Annotated in this window: 17 protein-coding genes; 14 read left to right on the top strand and 3 right to left on the bottom strand. The window is 34.8% G+C overall.

The genetic code is table 11. From position 1 onward, the window contains the following. Positions 1–144: 144 nt before the first annotated feature. The 8 genes from ACWGOQ_RS23080 to ACWGOQ_RS23045 all read left to right on the top strand — a co-directional run bounded on the left by ACWGOQ_RS23080 (position 145) and on the right by ACWGOQ_RS23045 (position 11,314). Entirely contained in the window at positions 145–432 is a 288-nt protein-coding gene (locus ACWGOQ_RS23080; RefSeq protein WP_452060134.1) for a hypothetical protein, read from the top strand. A gap of 200 nt (positions 433–632) precedes the next feature. Next, on the top strand, positions 633–3,023 hold the full coding sequence (locus ACWGOQ_RS23075) for an Ig-like domain-containing protein (RefSeq protein WP_452060135.1): 2,391 nt from the start codon (positions 633–635) through the stop codon (positions 3,021–3,023). A gap of 137 nt (positions 3,024–3,160) precedes the next feature. Beyond that, positions 3,161–3,697 (top strand): DsrE family protein, encoded by a 537-nt coding sequence (locus tag ACWGOQ_RS23070; RefSeq protein WP_452060136.1) that lies wholly within the window; start codon positions 3,161–3,163, stop codon positions 3,695–3,697. A gap of 12 nt (positions 3,698–3,709) precedes the next feature. Further along, positions 3,710–4,993 carry an amidohydrolase gene (locus ACWGOQ_RS23065; protein ID WP_452060137.1) on the top strand — a complete coding sequence of 428 codons (1,284 nt, stop codon included), beginning with the start codon at positions 3,710–3,712 and terminating at the stop codon, positions 4,991–4,993. Between the two features lie 11 nt (positions 4,994–5,004). Further along, a complete protein-coding gene (locus tag ACWGOQ_RS23060) occupies positions 5,005–6,579 on the top strand; it encodes an FMN-binding glutamate synthase family protein (protein ID WP_452060138.1) in 1,575 nt (524 codons plus the stop codon). A gap of 10 nt (positions 6,580–6,589) precedes the next feature. Then, entirely contained in the window at positions 6,590–7,108 is a 519-nt protein-coding gene (locus ACWGOQ_RS23055) for a DUF7935 family protein (protein ID WP_452060139.1), read from the top strand. A 561-nt stretch (positions 7,109–7,669) separates the two neighbouring features. After that, positions 7,670–10,534 (top strand): T9SS type A sorting domain-containing protein, encoded by a 2,865-nt coding sequence (locus tag ACWGOQ_RS23050; RefSeq protein WP_452060140.1) that lies wholly within the window; start codon positions 7,670–7,672, stop codon positions 10,532–10,534. A 600-nt stretch (positions 10,535–11,134) separates the two neighbouring features. Continuing rightward, positions 11,135–11,314 (top strand): hypothetical protein, encoded by a 180-nt coding sequence (locus ACWGOQ_RS23045; RefSeq protein ID WP_452060142.1) that lies wholly within the window; start codon positions 11,135–11,137, stop codon positions 11,312–11,314. A gap of 172 nt (positions 11,315–11,486) precedes the next feature. Here ACWGOQ_RS23045 and ACWGOQ_RS23040 read toward each other — a convergent pair whose 3' ends face one another. Together ACWGOQ_RS23040 and ACWGOQ_RS23035 are read right to left on the bottom strand one after the other, a co-directional pair. Beyond that, entirely contained in the window at positions 11,487–12,410 is a 924-nt protein-coding gene (locus tag ACWGOQ_RS23040) for a patatin-like phospholipase family protein (RefSeq protein WP_452060143.1), read from the bottom strand. 8 nt (positions 12,411–12,418) lie between these two features. Then, positions 12,419–14,539: a M1 family metallopeptidase gene (locus ACWGOQ_RS23035; protein WP_452060144.1), complete on the bottom strand. Its 2,121-nt coding sequence runs from the start codon at positions 14,537–14,539 to the stop codon at positions 12,419–12,421. 135 nt (positions 14,540–14,674) lie between these two features. Here ACWGOQ_RS23035 and recG point away from each other — a divergent pair, with 135 nt between their 5' ends. After that, positions 14,675–16,777 carry an ATP-dependent DNA helicase RecG gene (recG, locus tag ACWGOQ_RS23030; RefSeq protein ID WP_452060145.1) on the top strand — a complete coding sequence of 701 codons (2,103 nt, stop codon included), beginning with the start codon at positions 14,675–14,677 and terminating at the stop codon, positions 16,775–16,777. A gap of 858 nt (positions 16,778–17,635) precedes the next feature. On the opposite strand, the gene ACWGOQ_RS23025 is transcribed toward recG, so the two are convergent. Then, positions 17,636–18,013 carry a hypothetical protein gene (locus ACWGOQ_RS23025; RefSeq protein ID WP_452060146.1) on the bottom strand — a complete coding sequence of 126 codons (378 nt, stop codon included), beginning with the start codon at positions 18,011–18,013 and terminating at the stop codon, positions 17,636–17,638. A 188-nt stretch (positions 18,014–18,201) separates the two neighbouring features. Between ACWGOQ_RS23025 and ACWGOQ_RS23020 the strand changes: the two genes are divergently transcribed. The 5 genes from ACWGOQ_RS23020 (at position 18,202) to ACWGOQ_RS23000 (ending at position 22,945) form a co-directional block, all read left to right on the top strand. Then, complete coding sequence (locus tag ACWGOQ_RS23020) at positions 18,202–19,278, top strand: tyrosine-type recombinase/integrase (protein WP_452060147.1); 1,077 nt, start codon at positions 18,202–18,204, stop codon at positions 19,276–19,278. A gap of 56 nt (positions 19,279–19,334) precedes the next feature. Next, a complete protein-coding gene (locus tag ACWGOQ_RS23015; protein ID WP_452060148.1) occupies positions 19,335–19,868 on the top strand; it encodes a hypothetical protein in 534 nt (177 codons plus the stop codon). 172 nt (positions 19,869–20,040) lie between these two features. Then, positions 20,041–20,844 (top strand): DUF1963 domain-containing protein, encoded by an 804-nt coding sequence (locus ACWGOQ_RS23010; RefSeq protein ID WP_452060149.1) that lies wholly within the window; start codon positions 20,041–20,043, stop codon positions 20,842–20,844. 224 nt (positions 20,845–21,068) lie between these two features. After that, positions 21,069–21,650: an outer membrane protein gene (locus ACWGOQ_RS23005; RefSeq protein WP_452060150.1), complete on the top strand. Its 582-nt coding sequence runs from the start codon at positions 21,069–21,071 to the stop codon at positions 21,648–21,650. Between the two features lie 146 nt (positions 21,651–21,796). Next, the gene (locus tag ACWGOQ_RS23000; RefSeq protein ID WP_452060151.1) at positions 21,797–22,945 is read left to right on the top strand and encodes a ligand-binding sensor domain-containing protein; all 1,149 of its coding nucleotides are present in this window, start codon (positions 21,797–21,799) and stop codon (positions 22,943–22,945) included. The last annotated feature ends 426 nt before the right edge of the window (positions 22,946–23,371 follow it).

The raw sequence follows: 23,371 nt of genomic DNA, 5'->3' as shown, positions 1-23,371 counted from the left end.
AATTCCATAATCTTTATATTGTTAATATCTTTTTTCTTAAAAAATATCGTTAAAAAGCAATAATTAGAGACAAAAAGCATATATTTAAGAAGTTTTTACTAAAAAGTATGAATAACCTCCTACGTATAACTTAATCGTATCGCTATGTCCCCAAACGCAAACATTCAGTCTATTGAAAAAGAAAACATCAAATTCCTAACCTTTCCTAAAGAAGATGTACTCAATAAAAGAAAAGATCAAATAGATCGTATTTTAGAGTTACAACGGGCATTATCTCTGGGCAACTTAGAGCGCCAAAAGGTAAAAATTGTATTTGTAGACAATAAAGGATTCAAAAAAGTAGAAACCACGATATGGGGAATCACTGATAAAGAAGTCATTCTTAAACAAGCTACCATTATACCACTAGAAAGAATCATAAGTATTTCTTAAAATGGTCTTTGTTATTACCAAAAACTCTCGATGTTATCTTTGTGGTGTATCGAGAGTTTTTATTTATAAACCGCTTACACAATAAACACGCTCCTACCTCTGTTATGTTTTCATCGATGCTAATTTGTTTCGTGTTTATTTAATTTAAAGTCAAAAACGAAAAAGCATTTTCAAAACTATTTTATCCAATAACATCCAAAATGAAGAAAACCTACTACTACAACAAAATAGCGCTACTGCTTACATCAATCATGAGTATCGTATGCATGTCTGCTCAGAATAAAAAACCCATACCCATAGCCGAGAATCCCGATAGTTTTGTACGAAATTTAATCAGTAATAAAACAAAAGGGTTATCTCTTAACATTTTCTCAAAAAAGAATCCTCTTATATTACGCACCACGGTCCATAAAGAAAATGATACGAATACAACACTTATTGGCACCATCAATAACGAGAAACTATCTTCCTTTACTTTATATAAAAATAGCAATGAAATTACAGGAAATATTGTGCTTAGGAAACAAGAAACAGGGTATCAAATATATTCAGATACCCAAGGAACGGTTTATATAAAAGAAGTAGACATCAATTCATTAGTTTGTATCGATTTTGAGAACGTACCAGAAGAAAAAAATAATACCGACATCAATAAAAATAAAGTTTTTTCTAAAATGGCTCCAGAACTTGAGAGCCTGCCCGGAGCACCGGGGATTATATATCTAGATTTTGATGGAGAAGTAGTTTCTGGAACCAGCTGGGTGGGTGGTGGTACTATCGATGCGCAATCTCCAAATTTTTCGGATCAAAAGATTATTGCAATATGGAAAATAATGGCAGAAGATTTTAGCGCATTTAATCTTAATATAACTACTAGAAGAGATCTCTATGATGCCGCACCCCACAATCGAAGGATGATGTGTATCTTCACTCCTACAAAAGATGCAGCTCCTTCTTCAGGAGGAGTTGCCTATTTAGGTTCTTTTTCTTCAACCCGTACAGATAACCCTTGTTGGGTTTATAACTTATCTACACGAGCTGCAGGAGAAACCGGATCTCACGAAGTAGGACATACGCTTAGGCTTAGTCATGACGGGAGACCCGGAGAAGAGTATTATGCTGGTCACGGACAATGGTCTCCAATCATGGGATGGAGTGCCAGTAAGCCCATTGGTCACTGGAGTATGGGCGAATATGACAATGCTAATCAACAACAGGATGACGTACAAATTATTGCTGGAACACAAAATGGAGTTGGTTTTAGAGAAGATGATCATCAAGATATCATCACAGAAGCTACACCCATCTTGGTTGATACAGACGGGAACGTTAGTTCTGATCAAAATTATGGTTTTATACATAATCGAAATGATAAGGATGTCTTTTCATTTGTAATTGAAACAGGCAACGTATCTTTAAATTTTGAACCGAATCCTGATCATCCCAACCTCAATATACAAGCCAGAATACTCAATGGAATAGGAGAAGAAATAGCAATTTCTGATCCTTCAGGACTATCCGCTAGTATTGATCTTGATCTTACATTTGGCACTTATTTTATTGAAATTGATGGTGTGGGAGAAGGGAATCTAAGTAATGGATATTCGGATTATTCCTCGATTGGAAATTATTTTATTTCTGGTAGATATATCCCGGGGGATAATAATCAACCGCCTATTGCCAATTTTGAAGCTACAACCAATTGCGCAACGGTTAATTTTAATAATACCACGATTAACAACGTAAACACCTATTTATGGGATTTTGGGGACGGAGTTACCTCTACAGCGCAAAACCCAATACATACATATACTAATAGTGGTACCTACAGTGTATCGCTTACCACCTCTAACAGTGCAGGACAAGATACCCGTCAGCGGAATGATTTTATCGTCATTAATATTCCAGAGCAACCAGAAGGAGAAGACCAACGTATCTGTATTGGTGAATCTACTTCATTAACCGTTACCGGAAACAGTAATTTTGAATGGTATGATACTCCTACTGGTGGTAATATACTATTTACGGGATCTACTTTTGAAGCAGCTGCGTTACAATCTAGTCAAACCTACTATGTAGCTGGATCTTTTGATAATTGTACGACCAATACCAGAACAGCGATTAGTATTATTGTTGAAGAAAATCCAGAACCACCTGCCATCAGTATTGCTGATACTCAAAGCCTGTCGGTTGACCCCGTGTATGCACAATATCAATGGTATTATGAAGGTGAAGCTATCGCGGATAGCAATAATTCTCAATACACTCCTGATCTAATTGGTGAATATAACGTTGAAGTATTTAATGAAACAGGATGTACTGCTTTTTCTGAAGCATTCTCTGTAGATTTATCCCAGCTTAATCTAAGTCAGGGAACCAGAATTTTTAATTTCTACCCTAACCCTACCAGAGATATTTTACAGATTGATGGCCTAACCATAAATCAAAAGGATCTTAGGATAGTAAACACTTCTGGACAAATCATTGTAGCATCTGCAATAACATCAGAGATAGATCTTAGTATGCTATCCAGTGGTCTTTATATCATCCTTATTGACAACAAATCTATCGGTAAATTTGTAAAATTATAGCACCTAATTTTAATGTAAAAAGCATATTTTTGAGACATCTTAGATATGCTTTTTTCATTTCACAAAATATCAAAACTATATTTTAACTTTCCTTTAATAGATTTTTGAATATCTTTAGAAACCAAAAAAATGTTAGCTTGAAACACACAATTTTATTTCTGCTGGTTGTTTTACCGGCCTCTCTTTTTTGCCAACAAAAATCAAAAACAGGAAACGTTATCACAACATTCGGTGACACCTATGACGTTAAAAACCCTGATTTTAAAACAGATACCAAAAACGAATTAAAAGCTGTATTCGATGTAGGGCGTTCGTTTGGAGATAGTACAAAAGTAAATCCCCTGCTTACAACTGCAGCACGATATTTAAATATGCATGTTGCCGCAGGAGTTCCATTTGAAAACCTAAAAGTAGCACTGGTCATTCACGGAAGCGCTGCTAATGAGTTACTACATAACAAGAACTATCTTGCAAAGTATGGTATAGACAATCCTAATGCACCTTTGCTATCAGCACTTTCAGAAAAAGGAGTGCAGATCATCTTATGTGGTCAAACTGCTGCGTATCGAAACATATCCAAATCAGATGTACACCCGAACGTACAATTTTCTTTATCTGCAATGACAGCTTTAGTGCAACTACAAAACGAACATTACAAACTCATTAATTTTTAATGCTACTCACCCATGAAAAATAAGATATTAATTGCTTTACTGCTAATATGCTATACGATACAAGCTCAGGAAATTGATCCTGAGGTAAAATCACTGTCAGAAAATATTGAAAATAAAGTAATCGAATGGAGAAGGGATTTTCATCAACATCCAGAACTCTCTAATCGCGAATTCGAAACTGCCAAAAAAATAGCAAAATATCTTACAGGTCTAGGTTTTGAAGTAACAGAGAATGTAGCAAAAACAGGTGTAGTTGGTATTCTAAAAGGAAACAAACCAGGCAAGGTAGTAGCCTTAAGAGCAGATATTGATGCGCTTCCGGTTACAGAACGTGCAGAGGTTCCGTTCAAATCTACTGTAAAAACTACTTTTCTTGATACTGAAGTTGGTGTAAGTCATGCGTGCGGTCACGATACGCATATTGCCATCCTAATGGGGGTAGCCGAAGTGTTAAGTAAAAACAAAGAAAAAATATCAGGTACGGTGAAATTCATTTTTCAGCCTGCCGAAGAAGGACCACCACCTGGAGAAGAAGGTGGAGCAAAACTAATGATTAAAGAAGGAGTACTTAAAAATCCAGATGTCGATGCGATTTTTGGATTGCACATTAATTCTGGAACTCCAGTAGGAATGATACGCTACAAACCTGGTGGAACTATGGCGGCAGTAGAACGTTTTGTAATTGATGTAAAAGGAGAGCAAGCTCATGGATCTGCTCCATGGACAGGCGTTGATCCTATTTTAATTTCTGCAAAAATAATTGACGGTCTACAAACGATTATCAGTAGAGAATCTCCACTGGTAGATGAAGCGGCTGTGATCACAGTAGGTAAAATTACCAGCGGCGTGCGATTTAACATCATTCCCGAAAGCGCAGAAATGATAGGAACTGTGAGAACGCTGGATCCTAAAATGCGTACCATGATTATTCGCCGTATGAACGAGATGGTTCCTGCCATTGCTAAAGCTTATGGTGGTGAAGCTACAATAAGCTTTCAAAATAATACCTCAATAACTTATAATGACCCTGCACTGGTAACACAAATGTTACCAACTATTCAGGGAATTGCCGGAAAAGAAAATGTAGTTTTATCAAAAGCAACAACAGGAGGAGAAGATTTTTCGTATTTTCAGGAAGTTGTTCCCGGATTTTATTTCTTTCTGGGAGGAAAATCACCAGATACAGAAAAAGCTGCTTCACATCATACCCCGGATTTTTATATTGATGAAAGCGGTCTGGTTCTAGGCGTTAAAGTAATGTCTCAATTAGCAATAAATTATTTAAATGCTCAATAACATAGGTTAGAATGAATGTTATATTAGATTTTCTAAGCTCGATATCATGGTGGATGTGGATTTTAATCGCATTGGTTTTAGTAGCATTACGTGATATTTTCTTTAATCGAAAACATACAATAAGTCATAATTATCCGGTCGTCGGGCATTTGCGATATCTATTAGAAAGCATCGGCCCTGAAATGAGGCAATATTTTGTCGCAAACAATCGGGAAGAACTGCCGTTTAATAGAATCGAAAGAGGTTGGGTATATGCTTCTTCAAAAAAAGAAAATAATTACGAAGGTTTTGGAACAGATAGAGATATTTATCAACATCAACATATTTTTGTAAAGAATTGTATGATTCCTTTCCAGATGGATGCCGATCATCCTAACAAGCTGGACAATAACTTTTTACCGTGTGCAAAGGTAATGGGCGAATATAACCAACGTAGAAAACCTTATCGACCTGCTTCTGCGATCAATGTTTCTGCGATGAGTTTTGGATCATTATCAGCACGTGCTGTAGACTCCCTTAATATTGGTGTAAAAAATGCAGGAGCATATCATAATACTGGCGAAGGCGGATTATCACCTTATCACAGCAATGGTGGTGATGTTGTGTTTCATTTTGGTACAGGTTACTTTGGAGTACGCAGTGATGACGGTAACTTTTCAATGGAAAAAATGAAGGATCTTGTAGAAAAGAACCCTTTTATAAAAGCCATTGAAATTAAACTTTCACAAGGTGCAAAACCTGGTAAGGGAGGTGTGCTTCCGGGAGCTAAAATATCTTCCGAAATCGCAGAAATAAGAGGTGTCGAAGTGGGTAAAGATGTACTATCTCCCTCTACTCATAAAGCATTTAAGGACGTACCTGAACTATTACAGCTGATTGAAGATATCGCTTCAGAAACCGGATTACCCGTTGGTATCAAAGCTGCTATTGGCAAAACTGAGCAATGGGAACGCTTAGCAGAATTAATGGTAAAAACAAATCGTGGTCCTGATTTCATTACTATAGACGGTGGTGAAGGTGGAACCGGAGCTGCGCCACCGAGTTTTGCGGATCACGTATCATTACCCTGGATTTATGGATTTACTGCAATCTATAAGATATTTCAGAAACATAACCTTACTGATCGGGTGGTTTTTATCGGTAGTGGAAAATTAGGATTTCCTGCAAAAGCTGCCATGGCATTTGCTATGGGAGTAGATTGTATCAATGTAGCCAGAGAAGCCATGATGAGTATAGGTTGTATACAAGCCCAGGTGTGTCATACCAACCGATGTCCAAGTGGAATAGCTACCCAGAGTAGGTGGTTACAAAAAGGAATTAATGTCCCTCTTAAATCAGATAGACTGGCACAGTATTTTAAATCATTTAGAAAAGAATTGATAGAAATCACCCACGCGGCCGGATATGAGCATCCCTGTCAGTTTACCATGAAAGATATTGATATTAATGTAGATGACGGTGAACTGACCAAAACCCTCGAAGACTCTTTTGAATATAATAAAACACCTGTAGCGTATAGCAGTATACTAGATCTAAAAAATTGTTCTTTTTTAGGTGGACATTATAAAAAACCACGGCAATCATAAAACAAAATTCATGAACATAGAAATCATTCCTTTATTACTGGCTTTAATACCTTCTCTTTTTATTACGCTGTTGGCATTGTACTATTTCAAGACACATACGGACAATGAAGAAAGAAGAAGAAGGTTTTTATTACATAAAGAAAATCAAAAACAATCGTTACCGCTAAGGCTACAAGCTTATGAGCGGATGGCATTATTTTTAGAGCGTATTTCTCCTGGTAAATTATTATTACGAACGCCTCCGTTGGATACGGATAAAAAAAGGTATGAATCTTTACTAGTCAACACCATAGAGCAAGAATTTGAGCACAACCTTACCCAACAGATTTATATTTCTGATGAATGTTGGAATATTGTAAAGGCAGCCAAAAACGGAACAATTGCATTAATTCGTAAAACCGTTTTAAAAGAAGACGTAGATTCTGCGGATAAAATGAGAGAAGTTATGTTAACAACTACGGTAGAAAAAGGGGCACCCAGTGACACCGCATTAGCAGCGATCAAAAGTGAAGTATCCGATCTGTTTTAAAATATTCATTACAATATGCACTACGCTAACGATTTATTGATTACAATATCAATCCTGAGCATTATCTTGGTTCTACCCAACAACGTTTTATATCCTATAAAACTACTTGTTATCTAATAATCTTAAATTTACTGTGAGAATCACCTTCTTAAAAACCAAATAATTATAGCTCTATAAAAAACCGTAAAAAACTGATATATAGTTATTTAAAAAAAACATGACTATTCTTATTGAACCTTTTTAAATAGAAAAAGTTTTTTTTACGAGTGGAACTAATTTAAGCTTATATACTAAAAAGATTATTTTTAAGTTTTATATGAAAGTTTTACCGTGTAAAACAACATAGATATTTGTGTAAATTGATAAATTCTTTTTTGAGGATTTCAGACACCCTCAAAAAATGTTTCTCGAAACAAAATTAATTCGGAAAACGTTTATCCCTCCTACATTCATTTTCCCAGATAGAAGATTTAAGGATATGAAAGCTTGTTTTCATGATCCAAACAGGTCATCTGTATCTTTAAATCAAAACGTAATAATAAACTCTATCAATCTGTTCAAATGAAAATAATTGCGCTCTTAAAAACGAAACAAAGCAAACGTACCTTACAGCTTAAAAACAGAACGGTCGCACAACTTTTTTTATTGCTAATCCTGTGTTTCTATCACGTTAGTATATTTTCTCAGGAAAGCCGTCCTTTTAATTTAGGAAGTGAAAAAGTATTCTCCGGTAAATTTTGGAATGCAAAATCTAATACTATTACGCTACAAGTATCAGAAGATCTATCATATGCCGGGACTATTACTAAAAGAGATGGCAGCTCGGATTCATATACCATTATAGGAAGCATTAATAATTCTAAAACTTCGACCTTTCACATAACCAAACAAAACCATCTGATATCGGGTCATATTGTGTTGTACGAAGAAAAAATTGCTTATAAATATTCTTCGGATAATGTAAATGAAATTTTTATTCAAAAAGTTAATATCCATGAAGTGCTATGTATAGATTATGAAAAGGTAAGTACTGGTGAAGTTGATACGAGTAAAGCATCAACAAGAGCTCCGATATTATCCAGTCTTCCCGGATCCGAATATACGGTTTACTTAGATTTTGATGGCGAAGTAATTAGTAATACCTGGTGGGTAAACGGGGGTACGATCAATGCCCAGCCTACCGGATACAGTGATTCAAAAATAACGGAAATCTGGAGAATTATGGCAGAAGACTTTAGACCTTTTGATATTAATATCACTACAGATAGAACTACTTTCGAAAATACTCCGATCAACAAAAGGATGATGTGTATTTTTACTCCTACCAATGATGCAGCTCCCGGATCCGGAGGTGTAGCTTATCTCAATTCATTTTCTAATACCTCTATAGATAACCCTTGCTGGGTATATAATAATGGAACTAGGTCTGCAGGAGAGACGGGATCTCACGAGGTAGGACATACACTAGGGTTATCACATGACGGAGTTCCTGAAAATCAATATTATGCAGGACATGGATCGTGGAGTCCGATTATGGGATGGAGTGCCAGCAAACCCATTGGTCAATGGAGTAAAGGTGAGTACGATAATGCGATTACACAAGAAGATGATATGGCGATTATTGCCGGAAACAGAAATGGTTTTGGTTATAAAAAGGATGACCACGCCGATACTATCACTGAGGCGACACCGATACAGGCAAATTCTGATGGCACTGTAGATCCTTCACTACATCAGGCTTTGATTTCAACAAAAGAAGATAAAGACGTATTTTCATTCATTACAGCCGGTGGAGAGGTAAATTTCAATATTGACCCCGATCCTTATTATCCCAATCTTAATATACAAGCCAGAATTATTAACGGCACAGGAGAAGAACTCGCACTATCCAGCCCCACTAATAATCTTAGTGCTACTATCAATACTACTTTGGCCGGAGGTACTTATTTTATAGAAATTGATGGAGTTGGAGAAGGCAACGTCTCTAGCGGATATTCTGATTACGCCTCTGTAGGGTTTTATGAAATTTCAGGATCGTACACCCCAGGAAATAATAATCAACCACCAATTGCCAATTTCGATGCTTCCATAAATTGCGATCAGGTTAATTTTAGGAATACTTCTATTAATACGGTATCATCTTTTCTTTGGGATTTTGGAGACGGAAACTCATCTACAGAACAAAATCCTGTTCACACCTATTCAACCGATGGAATATACACCGTATCCTTAACTGCTATAAACCCCATAGGACAAGACACAAATATAAAAGAGGGTCTGGTCACTATTAATATTCCTTCATTACCAGATAACAGTACACAGACATTATGTTCTGGAGATGTGGCAACAATAACTGCATCGGGTAGTAATGGATATATATGGTATGATTCACAGAATAGTGATACTATTCTAGCAACAGGCCCAACCTTAGAAATTTCGGATCTTACACAAAACCAAACCTTTTATGTAACAGGAACTACAGAATCTATTATTGATGCTGTTGCAGGTATACAAGATATTAATCAGACTTCTGGCAATATACATCAGGGAGGTTTTAATCTAATATTCGATACAGAGCAACCGATCATCCTTAAAAAAGCAACAGTAATTGCACAAGGATCCGGAAACCGAACATTACAATTAATAGATGTCAATGGAACTATTATCGATACAAAAACCATAAATATTCCTGATGGAGAAAACACGATCGATATCAATATGAATATTCCTGCCGGAACCGATATGGGAATTGGATTTCTGGAAGAAGCTAATCTTTTTAGAAGTAATACAAATATTAATTATCCATACACTGTAGATAACGTAATTAATATCAAAAGAAGTTCTGCTACCACCGATCCAGAAGGATTTTATTACTACCTATACAACTGGGAAATTGCTACACTTGGAGGTTGTAAAACCTCAGAACGGGCTGTGGTCGAAGTAAATGTCTCTGAAACACCAACTGTACCGACTGTAACGATTAATACTGAAAACAATGAAATTTCAGTAGTAGAAAACTATGCTTCGTACCAATGGTATCTTGATAATCAACCTATTACGGGAGCTAATTCGGCAACATACTTGGCAGAAGAGACGGGGATTTATAAACTAGAAGTATATAACGAAGGAGGATGTAGTGCTTTTTCTGAAGATATCGAGTTTCAGTCTCTATCGATTATTGACATCCAATCGCCAGAAGAGCTACTTGTATTATATCCAAATCCGGCAAAAGAAGTATTACATATTGGTGGAGTAACTGGATTAAAGAATCGATTTTCCCTAAAAGTGGTTAACAGTTTAGGACAAACGGTAATTGATAGATCCGATGTTCCGGAAAGCATCGCTGTAGAAAAACTTTCTGAAGGTTTATATTTCTTACTGATCAATAATAAACAAGTGGATAAGTTTATGAAAACAGAAAGATAACACCCTTTGTTTACTGATTTTACCGAAATAAAATGCATTAAAATAAAGGAAAAATTGATCTTTGAATGTACAACGCTATATGTAAAGAGAGATTGAATAATACCTGATAAACTAAAGATTTTAACCAAGTGCTATCGTTAGACAAATGCTATTTAAGAAATTAAGTATGTGTTCTCGTTTCTACAGTAACCATTGCAGATATTAAATGGTATTGCATCGATTATTATGGAGATTACAAATCTTAGCAGCCATAGTTCTCGTTAGTTACAGCTGTAAAGATCATTTTAACTCTAACAAAACACAAAAGGAACCTGTAAACATACCTCCTCTTATCAAAGAGAAACGTATGACAACCGTTACAGAGGGAAATCAAGTACCTAATAGTAAATCAAAAACTATTGAGGGCTCTATACTAGCTATCAAATCCTTTAAAGAGAAACTATTAGTCTTTGATTTTTAAGCTACCTAGTATGTGCTTTGCATAAAGGAGGCTCTGTTATTTAAAGAAATAGCAAAATACCTATAAAGACGCTGATGCAGAATTATTACTGTTTCAATCGATGAAGATTTTATAGATCGGAAAAAAATTATTGGCTTGACATGCAGGAGGTTCAACCTTTGTTTTCTTTGCTCTATCCAAAACACATTGTGGATAATAAAAAAATGATATTAACGGCTATTCCGAAATATGCGATCGTTTCTGATACCGGTAAAATTTTGAGTAACTCCGACATAAGACCAAGTCAACTCGAGTTTGAACTCGAAATAGAAAACAGTTAACCTACCTCATAAAGTCAACTAAAATCTAAATACGTTAAATTAAAAACTATAGATGCGTCAAGGATAGAAACGGCATCCTTTTTTTTGTGTATCTACGTTGCCTTACTCAGCATAATAGACAAAAAAAAGATATAGTGGATAGCCAGCCCGGACGCCATCATCGCCATAACAATCAACCTGCCATATCAATATCTTTTAGTTTATTCTCTTCTGCATGTTTTGCTTTTTCGGCTGCATACTCAAACCCTTGTTGCCACCAACTGCGCATGAGTTTTTTATTAAAAACCAGGGAGTTTTCTGTGAGTTTGGATGGTGTATAATATAAATTGAGTATTACATCTTTATTTTTAGCGGCTAATTTACCTACCACCGTATCGTGACCTTCTACCTGATCAAACATATAACTAAACAGGTTGACCATCAACGAAAATGGATTTTTACCTAGAACTTTATTATGCTCCATATTTTCGGATTCGAGGATTACCGCATCTACTTCTGTTGCGCCTCTTCGGATCGCTTCTCTAATAGGAACCATACATCCAAAGCCACCATCAGCATATTCGCATCCATTTTTGGTGACCAAACTCATAAAAGGCACATAATTGCAGGAAATCCAAATCCAATCACAAAAATCTTCATAAGAGAAGTCATTGATAGACTTATACTCTGTAGTATTTTTAGTTAAATTAGATACCGTAACGACCACATCTTTGACTCTCTTCTTTGCAAGTTCGAACTCTATTTCAGAAAAATTTCTACGTATATTTCTTCTCAGGTTTTTGCTTTCGCCAAAGGTTCTTTTACGCTTTAGAAATTGCATGATTGTATTAAAAAAGTTGATAGAAACAAACTCACGATTTCCCTTTTTTCTTGTTCTAAAAGGATTAACACTAAAGATCGTTTGTTGGTTTACATTGGTATAAATATCGTATACCTTATCAATATTGCTCAGTGCTAATTGAGGAATTAATAAACTACCGGTAGATGTACCCAGAAAAAGATCATAGGTCCTACCTTGTTCTTGCATTAAATATTGAGCCACACCACCTGCATAAGCTCCTTTACTTCCTCCTCCGGAAATTACCAATGCGCGCATATTCTGTTTTATGGGGTTAATTTCTTTTCTAAAAATTCTTGTTGCCTCTTTGGCAAATTATTTTTTAAATCTACGTATTTCTTTTGAAACTTAGCATTCTTAAGGAGGTTGTCCAGTACTTTTCTGCAAAAGTTGCGAAATCGCCAGTTGTGATGTAATGCACCATCTAATAGATCTGCCAAAGATTGATCCGAAAACGCTTGTAGACTTTCTAGATATGTAAAAGCATTCTCTCGTGTACTAAAGTGATGCTTTGGAGACGAATACCCAGATAGCTCTGCATAAAACTCTTGATGTCGTTCTCGTTGATAATCTGGAGTATTGAGTGCTAATATCAACCAAAGTATACGTACATTTTTGTCGTGAAAACCAATAATATCTTTGGTTTGCTCCAGATATCTAGCTCTTTCTGCAGGAAAATTAGCCCATAGATGATATAATGCGGGTTCTATCGTAGCATACGATTCATCTTTTAATAACGACTCGTATTGTTTTTGTACACTCTTTGGAATCGTACGCATTGTATTGGCTATTGCCTGACGCACATAGATATTATTAGTTTCGAAAGCTTTGGTAAACAACGCAATAGCTTCTTGAGAAGTCTCTCCTTCTAACTGATAAACCACTTCTTGCCCTAAATACTCATTCACAGGAAAATCCAAAGCCGTGGCCAATGTCCCCCATTTCCCTGCTAATGGTTGTGTACGTTCTGCTGCGAGACTTAAATATTTTTTGATAAATGAAGAAGTTGTCAATATATCCAGCGCTTCCTGAGAAGGAAAAACAGTGGCTTCTAACCATATTTTCTGATAATCCGATAAGTCCTGACCACTCACTTGCGCTGCTATTTTAATAAAATCTGAAGTAGTCACATTACTAAATTGATGTTTCTCTAGATAATTCGTCACAGTAACCTTAAAATTAGCGTCTCCGATTCTATTTTTTAGTGCGTGTAACGCCCAGGCACCCCGCTGATAAAAAGTTAAGGAGCTCGCTTTTGGATCTAACAAAGACGTAGGGTGAGCTGCTTTGGACTGCTCGGTTAACTGCTCGGCACTTTCATATAATTTATATTGAAAATATTCTTCACCAAAAATCGCTCTTTCTGCCAGCAACGCATAATAGGTAGCAAAGCCTTCTTGTAACCAATGATGTTTCCCTTCAGTTTCGGTCACCAAATCACCAAACCACTGGTGTGCTAGTTCGTGTGCATTGACATTAATATAGTTGCGATCATTATACCCAATATTATCGACTACAAAAGCATCAGAAAAAATAGTGGCGCCTGTATTTTCCATGCCCGCATATAGAAAATCTTTTACCGGAATCTGTTTATAATTTTGCCACGGAAATGCATACCCTATTTCTTTTTCTAAGAAATCAAACAGCTTTTTGTTATGCTTATAAGTCGGTTCAAATTTGTCTTTATCCTGCGGATAGTAATACATTTCTAAAGGAATACCGCTTTCTGATGTTTCTACCACCTTTTCATATTTTCCAATGGCCAACGCCAGTAAATAACTACTCATTGGCTGTTTCATATCATACTCCCATCGTTGGATAGAATCATTTACAGCTTGTTTGGTTATTAATTTTCCGTTAGCAATCACCTCATAGCCAGCATCAAAATTAATCACCATATCAAACACTACCTTCTCGTTCATGTCGTCAAAACTCGGGAGCCAATTAGACGTATATTTTCCTTGTCCTTGTGTCCAGATTTGATCATTACCCTGATAATCCTTTAGAAAATACAGTGCTTTTTGTGGAACAGCGATATATTGAATTTCGACCGTATGATTGGTACCTTTTTTAAAATCTGATGCTATCTTAATAGCCGTATTATCGTATTCGACTTTTGCTTTTTTACTATCTAACAATACTGCCATGAGTTGCATTTTCTGAGCATCAATGGCAACAGTATCTACGGATTGCAAAATGGTAAAGGTATACGTGATTTTTCCCTCTACTTTTCTAAAACTAGCATCCAGAAATAACGTTGCTTTTGCGGTTAAAAAATCAACGGCGGGTTGTTCTTTCTTACTATTTTTATTTACTGCGGGGTTTGCTTCTTGTGCAGTGATGCTAACAGCAGTAACGCTCATCATCAGATATAATATAAATCGCATACAGGTCAATAATCAAATGTTCTGCCAAAATAACGATTTTAGTCTGGTTATGTGACAAGATTTGCATGGAACCTGAAGTATAGATCATAAAAATCCAGGTTGAACATTTTTGTGATTAATAGTATCTTCGCTTCAATGAATCCAAATATCTTACAAACTCCTATTGATTATTTAAAAGGTGTCGGGCCTTCGAGAGCTGATCTGTTACGCACAGAATTGGGGATTCATACCTATCAGGATCTGGTCAATTTATTTCCGAACCGATACATAGACAAAACGCATTATTATAAAATTAATGCATTACAACAAACTTCTGCAGAGGTACAAATTGTAGGTAAGATTGTACATATCAAAACGGTCGAACAAAAACGAGGGAAACGTTTGGTAGCCAAATTTATCGATGATACCGGAACCATGGAACTGGTTTGGTTTAGAGGACATAAATGGATTAAAGAAAACCTAAAACTCAATACACCTTATGTAATTTTTGGAAAAACAAAATACTTTAATGGTTTTAGTATGCCCCATCCCGAAATGGAATTACTTTCTGAACACGAAAAGAATCTGAAAGTGATGATGCAGCCGGTTTATCCATCTACAGAAAAGCTATCCAATAAAGGGATTACCAATCGTGTCGTGAGCAAGATGATGCAGCAATTATTTTTAGATACCAAAGCACGATTTTATGATACCTTATCAGAAGAAATACGAACCGAGTTAAAATTGATTCACAAAAGTGAAGCTATCTTAAACATTCACTTTCCTAAAAATCAAGAGTTATTAGCCAAAGCACAGTATCGATTAAAGTTTGAGGAGCTATTTTACATTCAGCTACAGCTTATTACCAAAAAACTCATTCGAAAGCAAAAGATCAAAGGGTTTCCGTTTACAGAAGTTGGTGCATATTTCACTAATTTCTATAACAACCATTTACCTTTTGAGCTAACCAATGCTCAGAAAAGAGTCGTCAAAGAAATCCGAAAAGATATCGGAAGCAGTGCGCAGATGAATCGATTACTACAAGGAGATGTAGGATCCGGGAAAACAATCGTTGCACTTATGACGATGTTACTGGCCATAGACAATGGTTTTCAGGCTTGTTTAATGGCGCCAACAGCAATCTTAGCAAATCAACATTATCAAGGGATACTGGCACTAACCAGAGATCTGAATATCAACGTTAAGTTACTAATGGGAAGCTCTAGAGCTAAAGAGCGCAGAATAATTCATCAGGAATTAGAAGAAGGTACACTACACATCCTTATTGGCACACATGCCGTGTTGGAAGATAAAGTACAGTTTAAAAACTTGGGATTAGCGATCATAGATGAGCAACATCGATTTGGTGTCGCACAACGTTCTAAGCTTTGGCACAAGAATACGTATCCACCTCATATTTTAGTAATGACAGCAACACCGATTCCAAGAACCTTAGCGATGAGTTTATATGGGGATCTGGATATTTCTGTAATTGATGAATTACCACCCGGAAGAAAAGCTATCAAAACCGTACACCGCTATGATAGTAACCGTTTAAAAGTTTTTAAGTTCATGGCAGATGAGATCCAAAAAGGAAGACAGATTTATATTGTGTATCCGTTAATACAAGAATCAGAAGCGTTGGACTATAAAGATTTAATGGATGGATATGAAAGTATTGCTCGCTCCTTTCCCACTCCCGATTATCAGATATCAATTGTACACGGTAAAATGAAACCAGCTGATAAGGATTACGAAATGGAGCGTTTTGTAAAGGGCGAAACGAATATTATGGTCGCCACCACAGTAATCGAAGTAGGTGTTAATGTACCAAATGCCAGTGTGATGATTATCGAAAGTGCAGAACGTTTTGGGTTATCCCAATTGCATCAGCTACGCGGTCGTGTAGGTCGTGGGGCAGAACAGAGTTTTTGTATTTTAATGACCAGTCATAAATTATCTTCAGATAGTAAAACAAGGCTAGAAACTATGGTGCGCACCAATGATGGTTTTGATATCGCAGAAGTAGATCTAAAATTACGTGGACCAGGAGATATAATGGGCACCCAACAAAGTGGCGTGCTTACTCTAAAAATAGCCGATATCGTTCGGGATAATGATATTCTCAAAACGGCCAGGTACTATGCGATGAAAATTCTAAAAGAAGACCCTTCTTTATCACAGGACAAGAATAAGGTATTACTTTTTACCTATCAACAACTGGCAAAGCACAAAAATATCTGGAATTATATTAGTTAAAAGAGGTACTTTATGTAACTCAACGAATTATTCAATGTATGCAAACCTATTGCTGAAAAAAAACCAAATTTAAACCTAATGTAACCCAAGAATATACCCATTACGAAATGAGAACTTAGTAAAATTGGAGAAATTAAGAGATTCTGAACCGTCAATTCATAATTAAATACATGCATGTAACCAAAAAACAAAAAAGAACTATAAAAAATGTTTCGTTTGTGTGTACTCCAAAAATTGGATAAGCTATTTGTAATTTTATTATTCCTGATTAATAAAACAAACATAAATACTCCATAAATGCTTGCAATTAGAATTCGTTGATTCATGGATATATGATCTATAAAACTCACGATTTCAGCTTTATTTATTACATAATGCAACATATAGAAAAGTAATAATGAAGTAGTAATCACAAAATTTCTTATACTAAAAACCAATCCCAATCTGGTAGCACACTCTTCTAAGATTGGCACTAAAATAATTGCTAAAAATAGCCTGTCTATAAATGATCGTTCTGTTAAACTTATTTGTGTTAAATTCTCGGGTATTTCAATGCCTAAAAATTGCAATATTATACCCGAAAGGGTAATCAACAAAATCCTAAGAAAAATGACAAACACTACAATTTTCACAAAAGTCTTGATATTTTCTTTTACCGTATGTTTTTGTCGTGAAACATAACCTGTTTTCAATACTTGTATGATCTCATTTAGTATATTTTTCATCAAACAACAGTTAATTATTTTTAGTAATAGGACGTAATTATACATATTTGTTACTATGTTAATTGCGATTTTTTTTGATTAACCTCTTACCTTCTCATTTGTAATTAATTATACAATAGTATGGTTTTTCATTTTAAATACTATTCATATACTCTTGCCATTGGATCAATACATATTTCCTTTTGCCAGAATCCTTTAGTTCCAAAAAACCATATTCATAACAAAAAAGATAGACCTGCCCTTTATTGTTTTTCCAGTAATGTGTAAAATATTTTGGGTTAAATCCTTCTTGTAGTAGTTTTTCTTTACGAATGGTTGCAAGCCCTGCTCGATTATAATTTTTAAGAATCTTACGATTTGTCTTCAGCTGTTGATCTATTGTTTTAAACAGGGTATTTTCTTTCTCTTTATTCGTTTTATAATAAAAAGCAGATCTACAATAGGAAGAGCAAAACTTTTTATCTTTTCTTCCTTCAAAAATCTCATTACAATACGTACAATTTCGATTCATAACATATCTTTCTAAGATAGTGTCCTTATTTTTAAAAATGTTACCTATCCGTCAAATTAAACGTTTATTAGACGTTTAATTCGACGGATATACTTGTCCGCAATTTCTCCGTTCATCATATTTGATCTTCCATGAAATTCTCTGGTAAACATATCACGCTGAAACACTTGTTAATTGATCAACAAAAAATGATTGGGCTACAATTTCATCCTGATAAGGTGATCCAGGCATTGATAAAAGAACTCCCCAATCCCAAATGGAGCAGAGAGTTTGCAATGGTGTATATTATCCATACCAAAGAAAACTTAAATCATGTTTTTGAAAAATTTAGGGGTGTCGCTTGGATTAATGGAAATTCCTTTTTTAAAGAGAAAGTGATACGAGAAAATGAGCCTGTCGATGTTAACTGGTATCGAAACAGAACGAAGACTGCTTCTTATAAGCATGTACCAGAAGCATATCTTCTGAAATTAGAACTCAAAAGATATGCCCTAAATACTTGCAAAATATACATCTCATTATTTGAAAAGTTCATAAATCAGTATCCCGATAAGGATATTGTGGAATTATCCGAACAGGAGATAAGAGCATATTTGCAATTACTTATTGGACAAAACAAATCTAATAGTTATATTAATCAAACGATCAATAGCATTAAGTTTTATTACGAAGTAGTAATGGGAATGCCCAATCGATTTTATAGTATTGAAAGACCGAGAAAAGAACAAAAGCTTCCACAAGTAGTATCAAAAGAAGAAATTCTCGCTATGATTGCCAATACCAATAATATAAAACATCGTTGTATTGTAAGCCTGTTATATTCTGCTGGACTACGAAGAAGTGAACTATTAGAATTAAAAATTCAAGATATAGATAGTAAGAGGATGCTAATTCATATTAAAAACGCAAAAAATAATAAAGACCGATATTCATTGTTATCAGAAACTGTGTTAAAAGAATTAAGAGTATATTATAAAGAGTGGAAACCACAAGAATACCTGTTTGAAGGATTAAAAGGAACTAAATATAGTGGAAGTAGTGTAAAAGAGATAGTAGTTAAGGCAGCAGAAAAATCGAAGATAAACAGGAGAGTAACTCCGCATATGTTAAGGCATAGTTTTGCTACTCATCTTTTAGAAAACGGTACTGACTTAAGGTATATTCAAACGCTGCTAGGACATGGTAGTACAAAAACAACAGAAATTTATACTCAAGTGGCAATAAACAGTTTCAAATCAATTAAAAATCCACTAGATTTGAAATAAATACATGGAATATAATAGCAATTGCTATTATAATATTGTTGTGCGTAAGTTGACAAATGAACTCTAAAAAGATAATTAAATACGGAATTGGAATTTTAATCCTTGAAATTATACTTTTAGGATTTTGGACTTACCAATTGGAACCCGACCCAAGTGTTTCACTTGGAATTATAATATTTATTCCATTTCTGTTTGTATTGAATATTATAATCGGAATTCTTTTCTATCTATTTAAAAGTAAATTATCGAATCTCTTTTTTATAAATTCAATTGTATGTCCTTTAATATTTTTCGGAATATGGAATTTGTGGTTTATGAATTATCACGAACGAATATCAGAACGGTTTGACTTTGTTATCGGAGAAAAAAACTATGAAATTAGTCTATCGAAAAAATCTGACTACTTCTCCATTTCGGATATGACAAACCAGCCAAATGGTTCGACGACTGGAATTTATTTTGGCAAATACGAGAGACAAACAGATACTATTAAATTAACTGATGGAGAAACGAAAATGTTTATCGTTGAAAAGAAATTAATCGGATTTCCAGAAAAACCGAAAGAAATAAAATTGACTGAATCGGAATGAAAAAAACCTACGCACAACACAGTGTATAATTAATTGCTATGGCAAGTGCTTATTTGGAAAATTCCTTCGGTATTTTCTCTGGCAAGTATTTGTTTACTAAATTAGTTGCTGAACCACGCAACTAATCATACACAAAACGTTACCACACATTAAAAACTGAACTCAACAACATATGAATCTCTTTAAAAAACTATTTGGAAAACCTGATAAACCAAAAATTGAAGTTGAGAACCATTCAGAGTCAATTGATGTGGAAAAGGAATATAGAGAAACGATTAAAACACTTGATAAATTCAAGAGAAAAGCTTTTTTGCCAACTACTATAGAAAACGAAAACACTTTTTCTGACAAATCTAAAGTAGGCGGATTTCCATATTTGAGGAATGAAAATGATTGGCCCAAATGCCCAAATTGCAAAAAGAATATGCAACTGTTTCTTCAATTAAATCTGCAAGAATTACCGAAAAATAAAGAAGATGGATTAATACAACTATTCTATTGTACGACAAGCGAGCCTTTGTGTGAATCTGATTTAGAAGCATTTTTTCCTTTTTCCAAATCTGTTGAATGCAGAAAAATTGAGGTTAATGGAAAATCTGAATCTATTGAACCGTTAATAGATGAATTATTTAATGAAAAACTAATTATCGAATGGACTTCTAAAGACGACTATCCACATCCTGAAGAATACGACCAATTAGGAATTGAACTGGATTTGGATGATGATGTCTATGAACTTATGGAAGAAAGAGGAGTTGGACTGCCAATAGAAAAAGACAAATTGTATGGCTGGCCATATTGGATACAATCAGTAGAATATCCATTTGACCGAGAAACGGAAAAGCAAATGGAATTATTATTTCAACTTGATTCGGAGGATAATTTACCTTATATGTTTGGAGATGCTGGAATAGGCCATTTAACTCAAAGTCCTGATAATGATAAAGAATTAGGTTTTGGATGGGCTTGTTCCTAAAAAGAATACGTGTGGTAACAACGTGTATAAAACATAGCTAGTAAGTGCTAAATCGAAAGGTTTGTACTTATTTGTAAAGACCGCCAAATTTTTAAATTTGGCTTTTAAATAAAAAAAGTAAAAACAAAATATAAAAATTCGGCTCTGTGTTTATCCGAAAAGTTAGTGTCTTTTTGCACGCTACATTTCATACACAAACCGTTGTAGTTAATTAAAATTGAAAAATGAACAAAAAACTATTATTAGCACTATTATTGATTTTAACAATTAAATCATTTTCTCAAGATTCAAAATTTAGTATTGAAGCGAGCTACCCTCTTCCAATTGACGATAATTTCATTGGAAAAAATTATAGCGGAATTATTGATATTGGAGCAAAGTATAGATTTCTTGACTTGAATATAATTAATCTTGGAGCTTCATTCAACGGTGGAGTTTTATTGAATAATTCAAATAAAAACAATGGACTACAAGATTTCAAAGTTACATCATATTCAATACAGCCAAAGATTTTTGTAGAACTTGACATGGAATCAATCACTAAATTTCATCCATTCGTAGGCCTCGGTTATACTTTGATGATTTTCGATCCATCAGGAACTAATAATGGACTTGACGTTTCTGGTGAAAGCGATACTCAAAGCGGAATTAATGCCAATTTCGGAATTGCGTATGATATAACGGAAAAGCTATTCGCACAAATTCAATACGATTTTGTTAAGCTCGGAGTTGAAAATGAAGTTCCTGATATTAAATTCAATAGAAATGTGAATATTCTGAAAATCGGATTAGGTTTTCGATTATAAAGAACTAACTACAACACGAATGTATAAAGTCATAATGCCCTAACGGGACATTACGCCTTATACATCAATCGTTAGCGGCAACCACCAGTGACCTTAACGAAAATAAATCAACTTCCAAATAAAAATATAAAAGCCAAAATGAAACTATGATTAAGCATCTCTTTAACAGACAAATTATATATAGTCTACTAATACTAGTATTTTATATTTCTTGCAATGGACAAGTCAAAACTAAATCAACAGATGACTTAAAAAACACAGATACAACTACTATTGGAGCACCTAAACTTGTAAAAACACAAGGTTCTGGTTTTGGTGATAATATCCATTGTAGTCTTAAAGATAAACAAGGAAATCTTTGGTTTGGTACGACTGGGGAAGGTGTCTATCGTTATGATAGTAAATTATTCACTCAATTTATCATTAAAGATGGCATAAGTAATAATTCTGTTTGGTCTATTTTAGAAGATTTTAGTGGAAATATTTGGTTTGGTACCAGTGATGGTTTATTTAAGTTTGATGGGAAAAAGATAGATAGAGTTTCCTTGGAAAAAACAAATTCAAATAATACGTTAACTAGTAATTCAGATTCAAGAATTACCATAGGGGCTATGATGCAGAGTAAAAATGGAACACTTTGGTTTGGCACTAATAAAGGAGTTTATATTTATAAAGAGAACTTGTTTTCTGCTTTTCTAAATAATGAGCGCATTGTAAATAAGAATGGCCTGCAACTTAAATCGGTTGAGCGAATGTTAGAAGATAAAAACGGTAATATCTGGTTCTGTTCGGGAATGGGAGGCGGAGAAGGTGTTAGCCGTTACGATGGAAAATTCATAACCAATTATAAACCGAATGGGGATGTTTGGGTGCCCTATATTTTAGAAGATAAAGCGGGAAACATTTGGTTCTCGGGAAGAACTAATGGTTATTTTCGTTATGATGGAAAAACATTTACCGATTTTACAGAGAAGCTTCCATTTAGTCCAATTGTAGGAGATGCAACAGAAACAATTTGTCTGAAAGAAAAAGTTGATTTTGGTCCAATATTAGAAGATAGAAGCGGTAATATTTGGTTCACTGGAAAGATGAGTAGGTTTGGAGGCACCGGAGGTATATGGCGTTATGATGGGAAATCTTGCACAAATTTCACTCAAGATGGGTTAGAAGATTATCAGGTTTGGTCTATGGTAGAGGATGAAGCAGGAAATATTTGGATAGGAACAAACAATACAGGCTTGTATCGTTTTGATGGAAAAACCTTTACTGATTTTTCGGAGACAGCGTCTAAGTAATAATGGTGTGTTTTGTACTGTTGAAGATAACGATGGAAAACCTATGGTTGGGGACTAGAAACACAAGTTTAAGTAAATACTATGGGGGAAATTTCACAACATTTTCTGAATAGAATAAAAATCAAGAATTTGAATGATCAAAACTTTCGAAGAAAATTGGGCAGCCGCTAACAATGTATAAGAAAACATAGGGCTTTAAATTTAATCGAAAGGTCTGTGTTTATATGCAAAGTCGCCAACTATAAAATTTGGCGTTTACGAAAAATGATAAAAGCAAAATATTTATATTTGGCTTAGTACCAATCCGAAACGTATCGCTTATCACCTGCCCTACGTTTATTATACGAGACGTTACAAGCAAGCAAATACTCGAAAATTGACAGAAAAAAAACAATATGAAATTTTAAATTCACTGCCTCCTTATGG

It is taken from the genome of Aquimarina ulvae, assembly GCF_053613295.3.
The sequence above is the reverse complement of the archived record's forward strand: the minus strand, read 5'-3'. Positions and strand labels throughout refer to the sequence as shown.